The sequence below is a fragment of the Chitinophaga sp. Cy-1792 genome (assembly GCF_011752935.1).
Classification (GTDB): domain Bacteria; phylum Bacteroidota; class Bacteroidia; order Chitinophagales; family Chitinophagaceae; genus Chitinophaga.
Map to the genome: position 1 here is coordinate 923,309 of NZ_VWWO01000002.1, position 20,914 is coordinate 944,222.

Below are 20,914 nucleotides of genomic sequence, written 5' to 3' on the forward strand. Positions count from 1 at the left end.
TGTCTGACTGGTACATAAAAGACATTAAATGAAAATACGGTTATTGTTACTGCTGATATGCTTTTGTAGTGAAACTAACGTGGACGCACAAACGCCGGCAGTGTTTAAAACCTCCGATGCAGCGTTGCAAAAGGCCTACGACTGGGCATTACAAACAGCATTGGGTTACCAGGGGAATCCACATGATCCGGTTGGGCCATGGTATGAAGCCGCACTGCCTTCCCGCAATGCATTCTGTATGCGGGATGTGGCGCATCAGACCATTGGTGCTGCCATCAGTGGTATGGGTAAAGCCAATAGTAATATGCTGCATGCCTTCGCCGCCAATATTTCTGAAGGTAAAGACTGGTGCTCGTACTGGGAAATCAATAAATATGGGAAGCCGGCGCCGGAAGATTACCGCAACGATACCGCCTTCTGGTACAACCTGAATGCAAATTTTGATATCATGTTTGCCTGCTGGAAATTGTATAAATGGACAGGGGATCCATCCTATATCAATGATCCTGTATTCGTGAATTTTTTTGATAATACTGTAGATAAATATATCCGGCACTGGCGTCTGCAGCCAGATTCACTGCTGGTAAGGCCGCCAAAGCTGCATGCTCCTTCACCATTCAATAACCAGGACAACTTCCATACTTGCAGGGGCTTACCCTCTTACGTAGAAAATGTAAGAGACCTCAGTGTGGGAGTTGATCTTATCGCAGCCATCTATCGCGGGCTGCTAACCTATTCATCCATTTTAACTATAAAGGGAGATACTGTAAGAGCTGCAATATACCGGCAACAGGCTGGTTTATATCAGCAACATATCGACCAATACTGGTGGAATCCGCAGGCTACCGGTTATTACACCTGGTATACGCATGCCGGTAAATTTGGGGTGGGAGAAGGCGAGGTTTTCCTGCTATGGTTTGATGCGCTGACAGATACCACAAGAAGCAATAAAACCATTGAGCACCTGCTGGCGGGCAACTGGAACGTGGAGAATATGTCGTACCTGCCGGTAGTACTCTGGCAAAACGGTTACTGGCAGGAGGGGCGTAATTACCTCCTGAAATTAACGGATAAGCATACACTAAGAAGAACATATCCTGAAGTTTCATTTGGCGTGCTGGAAGGCTTTATTCGCGGCCTTATGGGTATTTCGCCTGACGCTGAACATAATCGTATTACTACTTTGTATCGCGGTAAGCCAGGAGGTGATGCAGCCGTTGATAAATTACAGGTATTGAATAGTACCATTGCTGTAACGGAAACGGATAAACGCAGTAGTTTAGGTAATAAAGGAAATAGGGCAATTGTCTGGAGAGCTTCATTTGCAGGCGCCTATGGTAAGCTGCTGATAAATGGTAAGCAAACAACAGCCAGCCATTGGCAGGATAATAGAGGCCATGTTATTTCTTATGCGGACGTGGAAGTAGGTGCGGGAAAGACTTGCATAGCTGCCATTGTTAATTGATCAATGCTGATAATAAATGGAAAGGTTGTCTCTACCTGGTAGAGGCAACCTTTTCCTATTTTATTGACTGCTATTAGAAGTTGAACAGTGCGCCGATGCCCATGATACTAGGTTTATCGTTGGTGATACCTTTCATGTAGCTGAATTTCACTTCTATGTTATGATCTTCACCTACACCAAAGCGAATACCTGCGTTACCAACAGGGCCGGTGGTGCTGGATTTACCGCTGTAGCTGTAAGAGTTCTCGAAGCTGTCGCTGTAGTTTTCGTTGATGCTCTGGTAATGGTAGCCATAGCCGGCACCCACAAAGAAACCGAAGCGGCTCTCTACATCAGGGGTAGCGCCACAGCCGATGTTGAGGTTGAACATTACCGGCACATTAAACATAAATTTCAGGTTATTGCTTTCACCGCTGTAAGAGCCACGGTCGCTGCTATAACTGCCACCCAGTCCAAGGCTCAGCGGAACGCCTACAGAAACAGACATGTTATCTTTCTCAACGAAATTGAAGCGTGGAGAGTAGGTCAGGCCACCAACAGCAGAGGCATCGCCGCCAGTAGGTTTTGCTACGAATACCACAGCACCGGCACCGTGCATAAAGCTCTGGCCATAGGAGGTATAGCCCAGTACACAGGCGGCGGCTAACAGAATAAATTTTTTCAAGTTGTTAGGATTTAGTGATTATAATAATTGGATTTGCTCGTCATAGGTTGCTCTTTTTTAACAGTGCTGCGCAAAGGAAATATTATTTTTATCACGCGCAGCACGGGGTTATTAAAATCCCATGATCATGTGATCCTGCTCGATAAATATATTTATCTGAAATGTATAAATAGAATAGTATAAGATGATTTTATGGGTGTTTTTTTAGAATAAAAGATGAGTGTTATTTTCGTTGAAACTATTGATGCTATTGCGTTTTGCTATGATTTGTTGTTTTATGTTCTTTGTAAAATGATTTTGTTCAGATAGCGATTGCTGTTTTTTATATTCATCTTTTCTAGATGTATAATTATGCTTTGAAGAAATGAGATTGATGAATATTTATTAACTTTATTCATGCCTATGAATCATGAGATCACCTTTCCGCAGGATTTAACCGCATTTCTGGAATGGATAAAAGTAACCACAGAAACCTACTACAGTAACCTGCCTCCTGAAGCAGCCATGCATGGCGCAAAATGGCTGCCATTAACAGACATACAGATCGATGGGCTGGAAGAAAAGTATGCCATACATTTTGATGTGGAACACAGGGCGTTTCTAAAGGTATTGCATACACTGGATAAGAATTATGAGGAAGAGAAATATGAGGAGGAGACGTGGGAAGAGGAAAGGGTATTGACGCCGGAAGAACAGGCTAAGTGCGATTTCTGGCATCCACCTTATCGTCCTTCTCTGTTTTATAATTGGATCACAGAACCGGAGTGGATTGCAAGCCGCCTTGCCTGGATTGAAGATCGTTTTATTACTGATATACTTGGTGTTAACGGGTCGTGGTTGAAGTCCTGGGGGCCGTGCCCGGATGCTGATGAGGAAAAAATAAGCATTTTTAAAGCCTGGTATGAAAAAGCTCCCCGCTTTTTGCCGCTTACTGCACATACATTCCTGATGGCTGATGCCGGATATGGTCTGAAGCCGGTGTTGTCTGTATGGGGATTTGATACTGCAATCCAGGGGTGGAGCCTCCGGCATTATTTGTTAAGGGAGTTTGGAGATGAGCTTGGGTTGATGCATGTGGTACATGATTATGATGAAGAATCGGATTATACCTATGTTTATAAGGAACTAAACAGAGGTATTCCGGAACTGGAAGCGCTTCAGACTATTAAGCTAAATGACGCGGTTATTCACCACTGGAAAGAAGTGGTAGTTTATTATTGTTACCCTTTTGACAGAAAATGCTGGCAGGGATTCTGGGTAGAACCAGATTACCCAATTAAACCATGACAGTAAAGCAATAGAAAATCCATGTCTCGCGTTTAATCAGCTATCTCTACCTATAAAAGAATTCCCACATGAAATCGCTGCTTACGATATGCTGCTTAATTATCTTGTGTCAGGTTTGTGATGCACAGTTGCCAGGGCGCCGGTATATCTGGGATCTTACGGATCAGGGAATGGAAATGTCGCCCAGATTCCTTGATTGGATGGAATATAAGGATGGGTTGCGGATAATAGATAGTTTGTCTGTTAAGTACCGGAAGGGGGATGCTAAATCGACATTATTATGGATTTTTAATGGCCAGATTAATGTTTGCCTTTTTATTGTAAGAGAGCCTGCTGGTTCCTATGATTTTTATCGGTATAACATGAAAACAGGAAAAGAACTTTGCATTACGGATTTTTTTGAGAGAAATATACTCAATGGCCTGGTACGTGATAGCCTGTACTTTCGCAATTACTTTGGTTTCCCTTTAGAACCTATTTGTCTTTTTACCTGCGTATTATATAGTAGTAATTATCCAAAGCGTCCATTCATGTGTACCGTGCTGCAGGATTTCAGACGTAGTGACCGTGATTTTGCAAAGTCAGTATTGTATGCCAGAGACATGTATTAGTATAAAAAAACTACAACAACCGCTTCACCGCCACCAGTACCAGTAACAACTCCGGGTTAGTCACCAGCTGCTGCGTCAGCAGCCGTATGGCCTTGCTCATATGTTTCTCTACCATACTAACACTAATGGATAAACGCAGGGATATCTCTTTATAACTCAATCCCTGTTCCCGGTGCATCATATATACTGTTCTGCAGCTTTCCGGTAGATGATCGATCGCGACATCCAGCGCCTGCAGAGAGGAAATAGAATTTTCCTGTGTTGTCGTCAATAAGGCGTTTGCTTCTTCCTGCATATTTTCCAGCCACACCATATCGTGTTTCATTCTTTTCCTGATCACATCAATCAGCAGATTTCTGGCAATTGTTTTTAATAATGGCAGGGCTTTATCCAGCTCGCTGATGCTATCCAGCCGCTCCCATACCCGCAGGTAACACTGCTGCATCAGGTCCTGTACAAGATGCTGGTCTTTAGAGTAGTGGCTGAGGTAGCGGTACAGGTGGTCGCGGGAGGCATGATAGAACCTTCCGAAAATTGCTTCCCTATCCTGCATGTTTACCACCATAGTCATGCAAAGATAGGTGACCGTTTTCGTTACCAGGATATTACCAAATTGTTAACTCCCCCGGATACACGATTTTTTTGTTGAGGTAAGGGATCGTTGTTACGTGTAATGATTGAACGCGCAAAAGTTTATCATGGAGGATCATCCAAACTGGCAACGATATATAGATAACCAGCTAACCGAAGCGGAACGTATTTCCCTGACGGAAAAGCTGCAACATACCGATGACGAGATGCTGGCTGAGCAGCTGCTCCAGGGCTGGCCGGAAGCGGATGTACCGCCTATGCCGAAAGCCCTGGCTATGCAGCTGGACAACAGTCTGCAATACCTGCTGCCCCCGCAGAAAAGAAACTACCGCCCGCTGCTGTGGTGGGCCGCTGCCGCCATACTGATAGGCATACTGATTCACAACATATATCCACCGGCAAAACTTTCACCAGTAGTGCCGCCGGCCAGAGAGCTTGTAAATAATTCCAGTCATGTGCGCAAAATCACCCTGCCGGATAATACCCAGCTATGGATAACTCCCGGCACCCACGTTGTCATAGACCCCGCATTCGATGAAAAGAACAGGATCGTAAGTCTTGCAGGGGAGGGGTATTTCGAAGTGAGCCCCGGCAGCCATCCGTTTATTGTTAATACCGGGAGGATCACCACTACTGTACTGGGAACACACTTTAACGTGGAAGCCTATCCGAAAGAAAAGAATATCAGTATATCGCTGACTGCTGGTAAGGTAGCGGTACATGGGGCTGATAGTACCCTGCAGCTGAAACCGGGTACCAGACTCATTTACAGGAAGGCATCCGATGAGTTTGTCACCAGGAAATTTGCTGTGGAAAATGAAAGTAACTGGAAACGCGGTGCCCTCGTACTGGATGACCTGCCATTGGAAACGGCTTTCAGCCGGCTGGAAGGTCGCTACGGCACCACCTTCCGTTATACACCAGGAGCATTCAATGGCGCGAGGTTTACCGGTGTTTATGAAGCGGCCCCGCTGGAGGTTGTATTACGCAACATGGCCTTCATTCACGGTTTCCAGTACAAGATCAGGAAAGATACCATATACATACAACAGTACCATTAATAAAAAATGCTCCGCTGGCAGGCGGAGCATCAAAAACATGTGTTTTTAAAGATTACTTATGAACAAAATTAGACAATCAAGATCAATTCTGCCCCAAAAAAAATGGTGGCAGGTACTGACTATTTTTCTGCTGTTGGCCAGCTTTCGGGTGATGGCCCAACAGCCTTCGCTGAGCAGGCCCATTTCCGTGTCGCTGAACAACACCTCGCTGGCAGCAGTGATCGCGGAAATAGACCGGCAAAGTGAATTCTCTTTTTCCTACGACAAAAACTCACTGGCCGCTATCAAAGTGGCCACTATCCATAAGACAGGCGTTCCGCTGCAACAACTGCTGGAAGAACTGAATGCCACCTATGGACTGGCTTACCAGGTGAATGCCAATACCATCGCAGTGCGCCTGAGTGGCCCAAAAGGAAATCCAAACCACGGCAGTATAAGAGGCCGTGTAGTGGATTTTGAAACCGCCACACCACTTCCGGGAGCCACTATCCACCTGGAAGGTACCGGACTCGGTACCATCACCGACAATAAAGGCTATTACCAGCTGGATAATATCCCGGTATCTTCCTATAATGTCGTAATTACTTTTATTGGTTATCAGTACGGTAAGATCGACGGTGTTAAAATTGAAAAGGACCGGACGGCGGTATATGACGTGAAAATGCAGACCGGTGGCGCTCTAAAGGAAGTAGTAGTGGGAAGCGGCATCCGTAAGGTGAAATCTGTAACACATAGCACCGAGCAACAGCTGTTGCAGGAGATTCGCGGGTCTACCGGTGTGGTTTCCGGTATCTCCAACGAACTGATCGCCAAAACAGCCGACCGTAATGCTGCCGAAATTGTAAAACGTATTGCCGGTGTATCGGTGGTAGATGACAGATTTATTGTGGTACGCGGTATGAATGAACGTTATAACCTCACTTACCTCAACGGTAATATCGCGCCGTCAACAGAGCTGATGTCGAAAGCATTTGCCTACGACCTGCTGCCTAGTAGTGTGATAGATAAAATACTCGTATATAAATCGCCGGTAGCAGACCTGGTAGGTGACTATGCCGGCGCTGCCATCAAGGTTTTTACCAAGAATGCCGTGCCGGTAAAGCACTTCGATATGGGGCTGCAGCTGGCCTACAGAGAAGGGACCAGCATGCGGAATGTCAACAGCTATAACGGTGGTAAGCTGGACTTCATCGGTATAGACGATGGAACCAGGAAGCTGCCTGGGTTTTCTCCCGGTATCTTCCAGAGTAATAAGCAGGTGACCGGCCTTTCCCAGGAAGCCATGCTAAAAGGATTCAACAGTACATTATCTCCCGGTACCCGCTACAGTACACCGGATATGCAGTTCTTTGCCAACTATTACAACAGCTGGAAAATAGGACAGGCAAGACTCTATGACCTTACCTCCGTTACCTATACCAAAGAAACCATGGCAAGCGGCGTATACCGCCAGCGGGGCAATACCAATATGAACCGCCTGGCTTCCGGCGACTACGGGCAATCCTATGGCGACAAAAACCGTATCATCAACAGTCAGCAAACGATTGAAACCGGGAAAATTAATGTCCTTGAAAATCTGCAATTAAAATTAAACAACAACAACTCCGTCTCCCTGCAAAACTTTTTTGTAAACGATGGTAAAAGATTTACCGGGATCGACTATACGACGCCCAATACTATACCGGAGTATTACCGGCTGGAAACCTTCAAGCTGGACAAAATACTCTCCTTTCAGCAACGTATGCTGTATTCCGCCAACCTTAGCGGCCGGCATCTGACAGATACTTCCGGCAAACATGAACTGGTGTGGAATATTGGATATAGCTACGATCTGCAAAGCGTGCCAGACCAGCGTATCAGTCATTTTTCCGCACCTTTTTCCACGATAGATTCAGCCGCCTGGAAGGCTTTGGGCTCCAATGGAAACGCTTCCAATACCCAGGCAGGTATGATCTCCAGGTTATTTATCAAAAATATTGAAAACGTATATAACGTTTCACTGGATTATACTTTCCATATTACACCGGCCTTTTACCTGAAAACAGGTGGTTATGAGCTGTTCAAAACCAGGGAAGTAGGGCGCAGAACATTTCGCGTGAACAGGGCCGGATTAAGAAACGATGAAACCGTTCCTCCCTATGGCGACCTGGACTGGACGACCAACTACGGCTACAGCAACATGGACCTGATCCGTTTCCGCCCACAGGAGCTTTCCGGTTTATGGAGTACAAAATATTTTCCGCAGGACATGACAGGACTGGCCCTGTATGATGTTACTACACCTATGGACGCCTATACGGCCAGTGAGCAATACAACGCTTTTTACCTGATGGGCGACTGGAAGGCGGCGCATGAAAAACTGACGCTGAACGCAGGCCTGCGGTGGGAGTATGACCGCCAGCGACTTTCAGGTGCCAAAGTAGGCGCAGAAGGGCCCGGTTCCATTGAGGAAGTCAACGTAGACCATAAAAAAGCCATCCTGTTGCCATCATTGAACTTCAGCTACCGGCCACAGGAAAAAGTAGTGCTCAGAACAAGTTACGGCAGAACCGTCAACAGGCCCGATTTCAGAGAGATCACACCGTACCAGGATTTTGACTTTCAGAATAATGAAGTCACCGTTGGTACTTCCCATATCGTAACTGCTGTTATTGACAACTATGATGTAAGGGCAGAGATCTATCCGCGCAATGGCAATGAAGTATTCAATCTGGGTGCTTTTTACAAGCATATACAACATCCTATCGAGCGTTTGCGTACAGAACTGACCAGCAGCGAAGCGGGTGATGTATATGATTTTACTACGATTACCTACGATAACTCTGTTAGCGCCAATCTTTATGGCCTGGAGGCAGAGATTAAGAAAAGCCTGTCGTTTATACCGGGAAATGTTTTCCGCCATTTGTCGCTGGTGATCAACGGCTCCTGGATTGCCAGTGATACACGTCGTAGAAAGGTGAACAACAATTATGCTTCCGATACCGCCTGGAAGCGCGGTGGTCAGCTGCAGGGACAATCTCCCTATATTCTCAATACCGGTATTTTCTACGAAAATGCCGCTACAGGTACAAAGCTGGGCCTGGTGTATAACGTCAGCGGACCACGCATATACGCCAAAAGTATCCGTACGGCCACAGATACCTTACAGGTCAATACTTTCGACAGGCCCGATTTGTTGCAGCTGCCCATGCACCTGTTAGATATCTCGCTGACACAGCGCATCGTCCGGTCGCTGACATTAAAGCTCAGTATACAGAACCTGCTCAACCAGGATTACAGAATAGTGGAAGATCATAATTTCAACCAGCGTTACGATAAAGAGCAACCAGTGACAGATGCGAATGGACGAACCTACTACGTGGGTGATAATATCTATACGAAATTCAGTCCTGGCAGATATGTGCTATTGCAATTTACTTACGCGTTTTAATCATTAACTCTTATGAAGAAAAATATTCCCTGCCTGTTATGGGTGATCTTAATAATGGCTGTCGTAATAACCAGTTGTAGTAAAGAGGTGACACCGGAGCCAGCTGTGAGTAATAACGCTGGTATCAGTTTTTACAATGCCTCCTATGCGGTTCGTAAGGAAACGAATATAGGAATCAATTTTATCCTGATAGATAGTAAAGACACTACCTACAAGCCGATTTCCGATCTTTCCTATGTAAAATACCCCTATTTCTATAACAGCGAACAGTATGGCTATGCTTTTCCAATACTGAACCGTACGCAGTGGATACAACATATGCGGCTGCCGGCTGGTAATCATCAGCTGTATCTGCTGGATACTGCCAGGTTTGTGCTGGATAGTTCCCAGGTAACCCTGCGGGACCAGCGTCCGGTAGATGTTTTTTATGGAGATAAATATGGGCAGATGAAGACCCTTTTGCTCGATGATATTTTTACGCCTTCGGCAGATGCGGCAGGCGTACGGATAGTAAACCTCAGTCCTTCGGATAAGCGTGTATACCTCACCGTTAATGGTGATGTCCCTGCTTCTTTTCCTAAAGACACCTATTTCGGTGACCATACAGCTTTCCTTCCGGTGCCTGTAACGGGACTGGATACCCTGAAAATAAAGGTGTATGCCCAGGGTGATGACGGTAGTGTGATGACACGCAACTCAGTAGAGGTGCTGCCCGGTCATGCCTATACGCTGGTGATTACCGGCTATGATAACGATGCGCCTCCTTCCTATAAGGATCCCCGGACCGGTATAACTGTTGGTATTAACAGTGCTTTCAGTATCACCCCAATCAAAAATTACTAACATGAAGAAGTATTGTTCCATCATAATTATAAGTATTGTTATATTCCAGCTGCTGGGAAGTTCCTGTAAAAAGGTAGATGATCATGCAGCCATGGTATCGGCACAGCCCTGGCTGGCCAATAATTTCAGCAGCAATAAGTTTACCTGGACGTATCCGTCCATGGTTACAGTGGGGGATACGGTTTCCCTTGTGGGCAGGTTATTTCCTAAAGAACCTGGTACTACGATCACCGTGGGGGGAGTGCCGGTTACTATTGTTGATACGATGAAGCTGGCCGCAGTATATACCACCTATTCTTCCCAGCCGGAGCTGGATGTAGTCCGCTTTGTGGTTACAAAAGAGATGGGCCTTGGAACGCGTAGGCCCGTTACCGTTACAGCACACGGCGTTACTGTGACCGGACCAGACCTCACCATACAATATATCAAAGCCGGGGCAAACCGTACCGACTCTACATTATGGGTAGACAAGCTGTTCACCTGGCTGCCGGCTAACCCTGCCGACTATACGCGGAATTATGATCTCATGGTAAACGAGGTCCATGTAGATGGTAATGGAAATGTGCTTTTCGGTAATGCGCATGGCATCTATCAATATGCCGGCGGCGGCGTGAAGGAGCTGCTGAAGAATGGTGACCAGTTAAATGATGGCAGCGGCAACTTTACATTAAGGAATATTGTCGGCGCCACCATTTCCTTTGACGGGAATACTTTGTATTTCTCCAGTGCCGTAGTAGAACCTTCTGCGGATACGGTGGCCAACTATATTTTCCGTTTGTGTACCATGGATATTGCCTCAAAGAAAGTGACTACGCTGAACCGTACACTGGTGACGCGTTCCAGGGCGGGTACAAACGAATCGGGGGTAAGACTGGAAGGGCTACTATCGAAAGTGAAGCTGGCAGCACGCAACCTGGAAGTGGCCCTGAACGGCAATCTCTACTTTGTAAACTTCTATGCACCGGCATCTACAACCGATGATCAGAGCTACTGGTACCAGACAATCATCATGGGAGATAATACTGCCGAGCCCTGGTCGAATAATGAGTTTTACATCGGGAAGTCGGAAGCCGGACAGGTAACCATGATGGCTTCTTTTCAGTTCGGACCTAACCATCCTGGCCCGAGAATAGGCAGTAGTCAGTATTTCATTGACCCTAATGATAAATACCTGTATGCCTATACGCTTTCACAGAATTACAATTTTCAACTGGCGGTAATCGATGCAAACGAAGGGAATATGATTAAGGAGGTGCCTGGTGCAGGAAATCCGTTATCGAAATTTCTGCTACAATCCTATGAATGGGATCCTAAATATAAAGTTACGGGAATCATCGGGCTGGTAGCCTGTGATCCTACCTATCTGTTCCACCCGAACATGCAACTGACGGATGGTTCCGTATTGACCAGTTCAGCTTCATTGGTAAACTATGATTTGCTGAACGGATCCGCCTATTGCTATGCAGGTACAGAAAAAGGAATGGAGGGTTATCCACCCGCAGAACAGAACCAGACGCTGGGCCTGGCTAAATGGATCGATTTTACAAATGCATCCCTCATCGGGCAGGATAAAACAGGTGCTGTTTATTTCTGTAAAGGAATCGGTGATTATACAAATGGTGTTAGTATCTACAAAATCTATCCTAAGAAATCCTGATTTTTGAAATGGTTGTCTCAATAGCCATGGAGAATGGTTGCCTGTGGCAACCATTCTCTTTTTACTTTATAATGTACGCCAGAATGGTAAAAACGGCGGGACTTTTCCTGTTGTAACATGTATTTTGTATAGTCATTTAATGTAAATACCTGAATATTCTATATATTTGAACAATTTCGAAATAATTCCATTATTGACAGGGAACCAAAATTAATATTCATAATTTAATCATTGTGGGCTACACTGATAAAAAAATACATATTTCCGAGAACACAATCGTTCGGGAGATGGGCACTGGCGTTGTTATTTTAAATTTAAACACAGAGCGCTTTTATGAGCTCAATGAAATAGGTAAGCGCTTTTGGGAGTTAATAGCTGAAAATAATGGGTATATGGCTGCGGTAGAAATATTGCAGAACGAATATGAGGTGAGTACAGAAAGGCTCCAGGATGATCTCACCCGTTTAATTGATGACCTCAGTAAAGCTGCGTTAGTTGAAGTACGATGAACAGACATTGCTCCATCTGACAAAATCTCTAAAATCTTACGATCGTATGGTTTTCAGATCCCGTATGCTTGTTATGCTTACGGAGATGTGTTTAATAGTTACAAGTTTAAAAACGACTGAAAAGTTATTGTCACGTTTTTCAGGGAAGACCCCAACACCTGATGCAAAAGAAGCCTTCATTATCCTGGATAGATACCAAACTGCGTTTAACCTGCTAAAGCAATCTGATGGCTTAAAAGGGCGCTGTTTGTCACAGTCGCTTGTTATGCGGCTGCTATTAAAGCGAAAAGGGATTTACACCGATTTAAAAATTGGTATTACCCAGGTCAACGGGAAATTTGATGCACATGCCTGGCTGGAAAAAGGCGGTGTACTGATAAACGATCATCCATCTGTCATAGCCAATTATTTAGTTTTACCAGAAAACAGAAAACACATTCGCATAAATTAAAAATGAGTGGATTTATCGGTATATTGACGCATCAGCTGGACGATAAAGACGTTTCACTGTTAGATGTTGCTGCTTCCGCTTTTACTGCCACCTGCAACGATTATTCGGGTGCATGGTGCAGTGAAAGGGCTGGTTTGCGCTTTGGCTGGCTTAAAACTACCGCTGATACCGAAAACGAATATCTTCCTTTTACTTTAGACGGAAATCTCCGGATTATTGGAGATGTAAGATTAGATAATCGTGCGGCGCTGATACAGCAACTAGCCTTGCATGGCGCTACTGTCAGCACTTCCACACCTGATGCATATCTAGTTTTACATGCATTTCAGCTATGGGGGGAAGACTGTCTGCAACATATTTCGGGTGATTTTGCCTTTGCGATCTGGAATGAACAAACAGAGTACCTGTTTGCAGCCCGCGATCATTTTGGTCTTATTCCTTTTTATTATACTCAATTCGATGAAAAATTTCTTTTCACCAACTTTTACCTTTCATTAAAATACATTCCTCAACTGGTTTCGGAACTGGATGACAATGTCCTGAATGATTACCTGGTGAAGGGGGTAAACAGAAGTTTTGATCAAACTATTTATAAAAAAATAAAAAAACTGCCTCCGGCGCATCAGCTGAGTTACAACAAAGGGTCCGTAAGCATCCGTCGGTACTGGGAAGTGCCTGCTGCGTTTGAACCGATCAGATATGCATCTGCCAGTGAATATACCAGTCAGTTCTTTGAATTGTTTCAGCAATCAGTTAAAGATCGTACCCGTACCGATAAAGTAGCCTGTACTTTAAGTGGAGGGATGGATAGTTCTGCTATTACCGCTACGGCAAAAAAAATACTCGCTGAAAAATATGGCGATAACCATACGCTCATAGCTTATAATATCAGCTATCAACAGCTGGTTACTGAAAATGAAGGATTTTTCAGTAAGCTTACGGCTACTCATCTTAATATTCCTGTCAGGCACTATATAGGCGATGATTTTATCAGTAACATTGCGGCGCCGCTAACATCCTGGCTCCCGGAACCGGCGGGTGTCCCTGATGCTACTGCTGAATCCAGCATAATTTCAGATGCTGAAGGATTTTCACGCGTATTATTAAATGGGTTTGGCGGAGATCCCATGTTTGGAAGCCAGCAACATTTTAAGCGTACGCATTTCCTGTCACGCCTCTTAAAAATATATACCAGTAGCTTACTAAAAATCAGGAAAAAAGCAAAAGACTTAATAATAAAGGATAAAAAGGCTGCTCTGCCGGCCTGGTATGAGGAAGATTTACATAATTATAAAGAGAATAGCGTCTGTCCCCATTCGATTGTTGCGATGCTGGAAAATCCTTATTGGGCATGGGTTTTCGAGTCGTCTCATCCTGGGTTCACCGGCAATAAAATAAAGATAAGACAACCATTTTTTTCACTGGATCTTTTCCTGTATGTTGCTGCAGTGCCGCAAGACCTGCTTTACAAAAAGACTTTGCTCCGTATGGCGATGATTCCTTTGCTGCCGGAAGCTGTAGTACAGCGGCCTAAAACGCCTTTATTTGGAAATCCTCATATGCAAACTATAAAAGCAACTGAAATACAAAATATCCTAAAACAAAGCATAGCTGAATCAGGAGATTTTCTAAAAGGGAAGATTAATACAGACCTATTGTTGAATGAAATAAATAATACAACTATTTCTCCTTCTCCTGCAGTAGTGAATTTACTGCAGTTACTATCGTGGAATAATTATCGTTACAATAATCCATTACTTTAAAATTTACCAGGATGAACGAACAAAACACACCTACTGAAAAAAAAGTCTATCAATCTCCGGAATTGAAAGATCTGGGGAAAATTGGGGAAGTAACAAATACTGCTGGCTCTGGCGCAGTATCTGATGGAGGTTCATCACCAGGCTATACTTCTTAGTCCGATGCCTTCGACTATTGAGTTCTGTAATCTGGGGTATGATGAGTTTGCAGCGCTGAAAGAGAAAATTGCTTTTACAGCTTTGAGACTCACCCCGGATTCAGCTGCATTTGGTGAAAATATTTTTACAGGAAGCATCGCTGAAAACAGCAGGTGCTTCCTTTTTGAGTATCACGATAACCATGTGCCCGTAGTAAGTTTTATCATACTTCCTGCTGGCAGAAAGGTTTACTATCAATATGCAGATAGTGTAAGTCTGCAAACGGTGCAGTCATTGATTAAAGGAAATATTACCAAATGTTGCCTGCAGGAACAGGGGAATTTTTGCCTGCATGCCGCTGCTATGTGCATGGGTGATAAAGCCATTTTGTTTATTGGCCGGAAAGGTGCTGGAAAATCAACACTGTCGGCCTATTTGCATCTGCAACAACACGCGGTATGGTGCGATGATTATTCCGTGCTTCAACTACAGGAAAATTCATTTTTTGTATCTCAGGGGGAAACTGCATTAAAAATTAATCCGGAAATTGTAACTGCATTTAACATTCCTGCCGGACAGATCAAAAGTGTATTCGAATTGCCTGATCATTGGGATCAAACAAGTCTGTCGGCTTTGATCAGCAGCAAATATTATTTTAAGCGCCCTGCTACAGATAATGATATAAGACCGCGAAAGGTAGCGGCCATCTTTTTTCTACATGAAAGAATGCCGGCGCCACAAAAAATTATTACTCCTATAAGTAAGGTGAATGCATTTTCTATTCTGATGGATGAAATATTACTCCCCGGAATTAATTCCAGGAACTATTTGAATACTTATTTCCAGTCGGCGCTTCAGCTGCTGGAGATAGTTCCCTCTTACCATGTAAACTCCCCTGATGATATTTCACGCATTCATGAAGTTTATGAATCAATTTTAGAAACCGTTAGTTGAAAATGAATAATTTCCCTGGTAACTATTCTCTCTTAAAAGCAACTGGAAATTTCTTTAAAGGGCTGCCTGATTGTCTTGTAACCAACAAACAATCGGATATACTGCAACGTACTGCGGATTTCTTTCCTCCTGTTATTCGATTTGCCTTAGAATGCAGAATGAACCATGAGCAGCAGGTAGATTTACAATTTTGCATCCGCAGAGATGAGGACAATCTGCCTGCTATCTACAACTGGTTTCAGGCGCAATCCACAGCAGACGGAGATTATCATAGGTTACTCCGTTTCCTGGAAAAATGGATGGATACATCCTCCTGCTACCACCAGTATATACCGGAGATTTTTCTGGAAGCAGATGTGCTGCCTGCCGGCATTAAAACACCCCTGCTATTTTTTGAGCTACCATCTCATCTGTCGGGTAGCCAGGCAAAAGATACCTGCAGCGCTGTTTTAAATGACATATTGGGAGACAATCTTCCGTTTTCCAATATGCTGAATAAAATTATAGAGCATTGTTCCGGTACTGCATATGTTGCCTATTTAGGTATCCAGTTTTCAAGGGATGTTGCTGCGTTGCGGGTAAATGTAAAAAATCTGATGGTTGACGAGATAAACCCATTTTTAAAAGAAATTGGATATCCTGGAACCGGTCCTGAGCTGGACAGCTATATTTCCCTTATTTACAACTATGCAGACAAGGTAACCTTATGTATTGATATCAGCGATAATGTTTTACCAGGAATCGGTTTTGAATGTTTCTGGAATGCGCCCCCACAAAAAGATGGGTATTGGCGCTATCTCATAGAGCAGCTGAATGCTTTGCAGGCATTTGATCACTCGAAAATTGATGCGGTACTGCAGTGGGATAAAGAAATATTTCCCGGACAAATCAAAGAGTGGCCCGAGCACTTATGGCTGGAATCATTGCAGCGAAAGGAGTATGAATTTGTGTTCTTAAAACAATGGATCTCCCATTTAAAAGTCTCTTATTCACCAGGGAAAAATATAGATCTGAAGGCCTACCTGGGGTATGAAAGCAAATGGAAAACCTTTAAAAGCACAGTAGCTGAGGATGCTGATGTTATGCAGCATTGTACCCATACCGCTATTGTGCAGGCCATAAGCAAGGGAACAGATTTTATCCTTTCTAATCAGCAACAGTCTGGCTGGTGGAAAGATTATTACGTATCCATAGGCACCAGTGATGAATGGGTAACTGCTTATGTTGCCTGTCATCTGGCAAGGTTGAATGATGCCAAATCTCAGCGGGCTTTACACAGGGCCTGGAAAATACTAAAAACCAGGTACAGGGAAAATGAAGGATGGGGTTTTAATGCGCTAATACCTACCGATGCAGATAGTACAATCTGGACCTGGCTATTCGCAGTTACAGCTCAGTTTTCACATGAATTCCCGACAGCCGGATTTAGTATAATGCATGCCTATCAGGATGAGGAAGGAGGCGTTATTTCTTATTCATTGAACGGCCGTGTTGGCAGAATCACCAGAGAACAGAATCATAACTACTTTAACGGATGGCAGATTCCGCATTTCTGCGTAACTGCAGCCTATGCGCTGGCAGGGGAGCAACTGGCCATTGAATATTTGTTAAAACACCAGAAACCGGAAGGGTACTGGTATAGCTATTGGTGGAAGGGCCCTGAATATGCCACCGCTATCAGTACGGAAGCGTTGTATAATAAAAACGCCGAAAAATACAGGGAAATAATAATTGCGGCTGTTAACTGGGCAATGAACCATGCACAGTTAGCATTAAATAGCCATCTTCCAAACCCGTTTAAATTGGCACTTTTACTAAAAACAATTTTATGTTCTCCAGCTAAAATAGAAAAGAAGGAATTACTATCCGCAATGGTCTGCCATCTGCTCCACACACAGGAGGCTTCAGGAAGCTGGCCTGCATCTGCAGAAATGAGGATGCCTGACCCAGATAATACCAAACATGAAGCAGATGAAAATATAAAATTTTTCAAAGATGAGAGAAAAAATTTTTCGACTATTACTATTCTCGATGCACTGCATAAATATAATGCGTATCAATATCTTCCTGTCACCCGTTTATAAATGAACCTTATTCCTTTTACCGGTATTGTTAATGGGATGGCCCAGAGGGGGATATTACGGCTGAATTCTCTATGATCAGGTAGTATTGAAAACAGCATATACCTCATCTTTAGCCTGATTTTTTGCCCCATCTGAAGCTTAAGGCCTGAAAAGTGAACCAGTTTGTATGCGCCTCTCAGGTTTTGGGTAATTTCTGTTGTCGTAAATAAACGATAGGAAACACCGTGAGCAGGAGAAACAGGTATGGGCAGCCCTATTATCTCTTCTATTGTACATATTCCTGCATGAAGGACAGGAGAAAATCCAAACTGTTTGTAATGTTTGTCAATTTCCTCCCAGTTAAGCCGCACGGAAGAACTTTGAATGATACAGGCCAGGTCAATTAAATATTTAAATTTATTCAATGATTCTCTTACCAGGTGATGGGAAGAAACGCATAGGAAATCATAAGTAGGCGACAATCCCTGGTGTAAAGTACCATCAATATCTGCATATGATTCCAGGTGCTGTACAAAGAAATCATATTGATGAAATTTTCCTGTATAATTATCCAGCAGCTTCCAGTGGAATTCAACGGAACAGGTATAACCAAGTTTATGCTTGTATGATGTGAAGCCAAGTTCTCTGTACCACCGCACATAAAGGGGCATCAGGTGTTCCTGGATAGGGTGTTTTAATTTGTAACCATTCGATAAAAGACATGCTTTTATTTGGGGCAAATCATGTTTGCTTACAAGGAAATCGAGATCCAGGTTCTCTCTCAGCTGGGGTGTTTTGTAATATCTTGCTGCGAGGGTGGTCCCTTTGTAAGGTATAACTGTAACGCCCCTCAGGTCAAATTCAGTCTTTAACTGGTTCCTGATGGCTATGTGATGGGACTGAAGCAGTCCGATCTTCATTACCTCTTTTTTCAGATTATCATATACCTGTTGATCTGTTTCAATTTGCCATGTTGTAATGACATCGTAAATAAATCCCCTGATATGATTTATTGAAATGATTTTATAAAACGATTCCCAGTCAATAGCTGTTGCTTTAATAAATTGGATTACTTCCCCGTCGGATTGAGTGCCAAAGTATAACCTGGTTAAAGCGATGACCAGTACCTCCTCATTTGAATAAATAGCTTTTAATGCATCAATACGCAGCATGTGCAGTTATATTTGTTGTGCAGCATGTTTAATCCAACGGAGATTCCAGTCGATTTCCAATGCTTTTTTTAATTCCTCCATGGAAAACGGGGGATTACTCTTTTCTAATATTGTAAACAGGTCACCCAGTGTAGTCACTGCTTTCAAATCGATGGTTTCCCTTTTCCTAAGTTCCTGTATTGCGGTTAATGCATTTTTAACGGACATTTTCCAGTAATTTATATAGACAACATTCAATTAAGCTAAAAGTTGAATGCGCAGCCATAAGTTTCTATCCACAAATATAATGCAGTTCCTGATGCAATCCTATGGGACGACAGGGTTATCCGTGACAACCTGCAGTGGGTGTTACGTCCCTGGTGCTATCTGTAAAAGTTTTGTTTTATTATAGTAAGAATCTATTAATTTCGTGTGGATGAAATACTAAAATTGTTAACCGATGGATTCTGATAAATCACGTATAGATACTGTCACGAAAGCATTCTTCAGCGCTTTTTGCAATAAATATGGCCCGGCGCCATTAGATAACCTGGCTGCCTGTTGTATCGATGAAATCGTGATCATCAAAAATACCCAGGGCAATAGCGAGATTTACAATTTCACCACCTTTGTTGAGCCACGTAAAGAGGTGCTGACCAATGGTACCCTGGTAGATTTTGAAGAATATGGGATATCCGAAACTACTGTGATAGAAACCCATATTGCACAACGTTTTTCTCGGTACGAAAAGAAAGGCGTTTTAAATGGTAAGCCTTTCTTTGGGAAAGGAACCAAGCTATTTCAATTCATCTGGAAGGAGGGAAGCTGGAAGATTGCAGCGGTGGTGTGGGAGGATGATAAATAAATGTACGTTTGCCCCCACATTCGTCAGCGGTATAGCAGAATTCAGTTCTCTGACTTAGCTTATATACCCGATATAATCATAGTTCGTATAGGTGTTGGCGTTATTTAACCGTTACTTTGCAAAAGGACCCTAATAATCGTAATAAAGTAATGGTATCTAAAGTGCCTCAGAAGCATCCGGCCTCGCAAGTAATTCCCGGGTATGATAAGATGAATGGGGCCGCAATAGCAATTAAGGATTATATCCATAGAATGATACCAAAAATAACTGGGAATTATAAAGGAACAGACAGAGAGTTGCTTCTCAAAGACGCAAAGGATCTAAGAGAAGCGGGTATACCTAGTGGTTATATGCTGAGATTAATTGAAGCTGCAAAAGCACAATTTCCTATTTCATATGCAAAGCCGCCAAGAGTTAAAAAACCATAAAATGGTAGATTTACATCATATTCCAAATATAAAAGACGCCAAGAGATTAATAAAAAACTTTATAGTCGATACTGGTATTGTAATAGCTTTATCACCCAATGCGCATAGAAATATTCGATCTGTAAGATTCGCTAACGCTAAGTCAGCGCGGGAATTACTAGCTATGGAAATATTACATTTGCGAAGGAATTCGTTTATACCGGTTGGTATCTTACTTAAACTGGTTGACATAAATAAGCAACGTTATCCTGATTCTTTTAAAAAATGATATAATGAATAATATTGAATTTGTTAATGCAATTAAGATAGCTGTTGAAGGAGCATCTATTTCAGGGATGCTTGAATTGCTTCGGGAGAATAAGGTTCCAAATGATACCGTTAGAAGATTGTCCGCGTTCTATAATTCTCTGGACGATAAAGGACAGAAACTAATTGAAGAAATAATAAAAGAATCAGTACAGAGTGCTGTCTTTGGTTTTTTCTGCGCGCTTGATGGGGTTAGGTCTGTTGAAAACGGTCCCGATAAAGGAACCTTGGAATTGCGTTATAAGAATGAGGTAAAACAAGAGGATATTCTTTTAAATGACTTTGATGATGAATTTCTTCATGATCTGTATAATACCTAATGGGTATCCATCTTTTCCATAATTTTAATCCAACATATTTTTCTGAAAGAAATCCTTAAACTTAGACTTGGTAAGCATTGTGTCGATAATCCGGTACAGTGCTTGCTTGTCTTCTTCTTCGAGCTGCTCAATTAAACGCAGCTTCTCCGCTATAGTTTTATCTTCTACTTTTACTTCGGTTGGAACCTTACCTTCCAGGTTAATCAGCTCATCTAGAATTACGCCGAATAGCTGCGCAATCTTTACTACGGCAAGTAAAGAAGGCTCTCTCACTTCATTTATCTAAATATTAATAATATTTATTACTATTTTTATTAATTCGGGTTCATTGAATTAAGTAACCATTTAGGCAACGTACTG

20 protein-coding genes are annotated in these 20,914 nt (G+C 43.2%); 15 read left to right on the forward strand and 5 right to left on the reverse strand.

Annotation, left to right across the window (positions count from 1 at the left end; translation table 11 throughout):
* The first annotated feature begins 28 nt into the window (after positions 1-28).
* Positions 29-1,465, forward strand: a complete 1,437-nt coding sequence (locus F3J22_RS17920) for a hypothetical protein (RefSeq protein WP_167019316.1) — start codon at positions 29-31, stop codon at positions 1,463-1,465.
* Between the two features lie 73 nt (positions 1,466-1,538).
* Here the strand turns inward: F3J22_RS17920 and F3J22_RS17925 are convergent, their stop codons facing one another.
* Positions 1,539-2,129: a hypothetical protein gene (locus tag F3J22_RS17925; protein ID WP_167019317.1), complete on the reverse strand. Its 591-nt coding sequence runs from the start codon at positions 2,127-2,129 to the stop codon at positions 1,539-1,541.
* Between the two features lie 396 nt (positions 2,130-2,525).
* On the opposite strand from F3J22_RS17925, the gene F3J22_RS17930 reads away from it, so the two are divergent.
* Positions 2,526-3,416 carry a hypothetical protein gene (locus tag F3J22_RS17930; RefSeq protein ID WP_167019318.1) on the forward strand — a complete coding sequence of 297 codons (891 nt, stop codon included), beginning with the start codon at positions 2,526-2,528 and terminating at the stop codon, positions 3,414-3,416.
* 621 nt (positions 3,417-4,037) lie between these two features.
* On the opposite strand, the gene F3J22_RS17935 is transcribed toward F3J22_RS17930, so the two are convergent.
* On the reverse strand, positions 4,038-4,598 hold the full coding sequence (locus F3J22_RS17935; protein WP_167019319.1) for an RNA polymerase sigma factor: 561 nt from the start codon (positions 4,596-4,598) through the stop codon (positions 4,038-4,040).
* Positions 4,599-4,725: 127 nt separating this feature from the next.
* Here F3J22_RS17935 and F3J22_RS17940 point away from each other — a divergent pair, with 127 nt between their 5' ends.
* The 10 genes from F3J22_RS17940 (at position 4,726) to F3J22_RS17985 (ending at position 17,505) form a co-directional block, all read left to right on the forward strand.
* Positions 4,726-5,679 (forward strand): FecR domain-containing protein, encoded by a 954-nt coding sequence (locus F3J22_RS17940; protein WP_167019320.1) that lies wholly within the window; start codon positions 4,726-4,728, stop codon positions 5,677-5,679.
* 58 nt (positions 5,680-5,737) lie between these two features.
* The gene (locus F3J22_RS17945; protein ID WP_167019321.1) at positions 5,738-9,109 is read left to right on the forward strand and encodes a TonB-dependent receptor; all 3,372 of its coding nucleotides are present in this window, start codon (positions 5,738-5,740) and stop codon (positions 9,107-9,109) included.
* A 12-nt stretch (positions 9,110-9,121) separates the two neighbouring features.
* The gene (locus tag F3J22_RS17950; RefSeq protein ID WP_167019322.1) at positions 9,122-9,952 is read left to right on the forward strand and encodes a DUF4397 domain-containing protein; all 831 of its coding nucleotides are present in this window, start codon (positions 9,122-9,124) and stop codon (positions 9,950-9,952) included.
* Between the two features lies 1 nt (position 9,953).
* The gene (locus tag F3J22_RS17955) at positions 9,954-11,609 is read left to right on the forward strand and encodes a hypothetical protein (RefSeq protein WP_167019323.1); all 1,656 of its coding nucleotides are present in this window, start codon (positions 9,954-9,956) and stop codon (positions 11,607-11,609) included.
* Between the two features lie 233 nt (positions 11,610-11,842).
* On the forward strand, positions 11,843-12,118 hold the full coding sequence (locus tag F3J22_RS17960; RefSeq protein ID WP_167019324.1) for a PqqD family protein: 276 nt from the start codon (positions 11,843-11,845) through the stop codon (positions 12,116-12,118).
* Positions 12,105-12,569, forward strand: coding sequence for a lasso peptide biosynthesis B2 protein (locus F3J22_RS17965; protein WP_167019325.1), 465 nt, complete (start codon positions 12,105-12,107; stop codon positions 12,567-12,569). Before F3J22_RS17960 ends, F3J22_RS17965 begins: the two co-directional genes overlap by 14 nt.
* A 2-nt stretch (positions 12,570-12,571) precedes the next feature.
* Positions 12,572-14,332 (forward strand): asparagine synthetase B, encoded by a 1,761-nt coding sequence (locus tag F3J22_RS17970; RefSeq protein ID WP_167019326.1) that lies wholly within the window; start codon positions 12,572-12,574, stop codon positions 14,330-14,332.
* An 11-nt stretch (positions 14,333-14,343) separates the two neighbouring features.
* Positions 14,344-14,487 (forward strand): hypothetical protein, encoded by a 144-nt coding sequence (locus F3J22_RS17975; protein ID WP_167019327.1) that lies wholly within the window; start codon positions 14,344-14,346, stop codon positions 14,485-14,487.
* Between the two features lie 4 nt (positions 14,488-14,491).
* Positions 14,492-15,421, forward strand: coding sequence for a hypothetical protein (locus F3J22_RS17980; protein WP_167019328.1), 930 nt, complete (start codon positions 14,492-14,494; stop codon positions 15,419-15,421).
* A gap of 2 nt (positions 15,422-15,423) precedes the next feature.
* Positions 15,424-17,505 carry a prenyltransferase/squalene oxidase repeat-containing protein gene (locus tag F3J22_RS17985; protein WP_167019329.1) on the forward strand — a complete coding sequence of 694 codons (2,082 nt, stop codon included), beginning with the start codon at positions 15,424-15,426 and terminating at the stop codon, positions 17,503-17,505.
* Here the strand turns inward: F3J22_RS17985 and F3J22_RS17990 are convergent.
* Both F3J22_RS17990 and F3J22_RS17995 read right to left on the reverse strand, forming a co-directional pair.
* Positions 17,478-18,656, reverse strand: a complete 1,179-nt coding sequence (locus tag F3J22_RS17990) for a nucleotidyltransferase family protein (protein ID WP_167019330.1) — start codon at positions 18,654-18,656, stop codon at positions 17,478-17,480. The genes F3J22_RS17985 and F3J22_RS17990 overlap by 28 nt on opposite strands.
* Before the next feature lie 6 nt (positions 18,657-18,662).
* On the reverse strand, positions 18,663-18,863 hold the full coding sequence (locus tag F3J22_RS17995) for a hypothetical protein (RefSeq protein WP_167019331.1): 201 nt from the start codon (positions 18,861-18,863) through the stop codon (positions 18,663-18,665).
* A 232-nt stretch (positions 18,864-19,095) separates the two neighbouring features.
* Here F3J22_RS17995 and F3J22_RS18000 point away from each other — a divergent pair, with 232 nt between their 5' ends.
* The 3 genes from F3J22_RS18000 (at position 19,096) to F3J22_RS18015 (ending at position 20,554) form a co-directional block, all read left to right on the forward strand.
* On the forward strand, positions 19,096-19,500 hold the full coding sequence (locus F3J22_RS18000) for a DUF4440 domain-containing protein (RefSeq protein WP_167019332.1): 405 nt from the start codon (positions 19,096-19,098) through the stop codon (positions 19,498-19,500).
* A gap of 116 nt (positions 19,501-19,616) precedes the next feature.
* Positions 19,617-19,928 carry a hypothetical protein gene (locus F3J22_RS18010; RefSeq protein WP_167019334.1) on the forward strand — a complete coding sequence of 104 codons (312 nt, stop codon included), beginning with the start codon at positions 19,617-19,619 and terminating at the stop codon, positions 19,926-19,928.
* 272 nt (positions 19,929-20,200) lie between these two features.
* Entirely contained in the window at positions 20,201-20,554 is a 354-nt protein-coding gene (locus F3J22_RS18015; protein ID WP_167019335.1) for a hypothetical protein, read from the forward strand.
* A gap of 24 nt (positions 20,555-20,578) precedes the next feature.
* Here F3J22_RS18015 and F3J22_RS18020 read toward each other — a convergent pair whose 3' ends face one another.
* Complete coding sequence (locus F3J22_RS18020; RefSeq protein ID WP_205195405.1) at positions 20,579-20,827, reverse strand: hypothetical protein; 249 nt, start codon at positions 20,825-20,827, stop codon at positions 20,579-20,581.
* Positions 20,828-20,914: the final 87 nt, after the last annotated feature.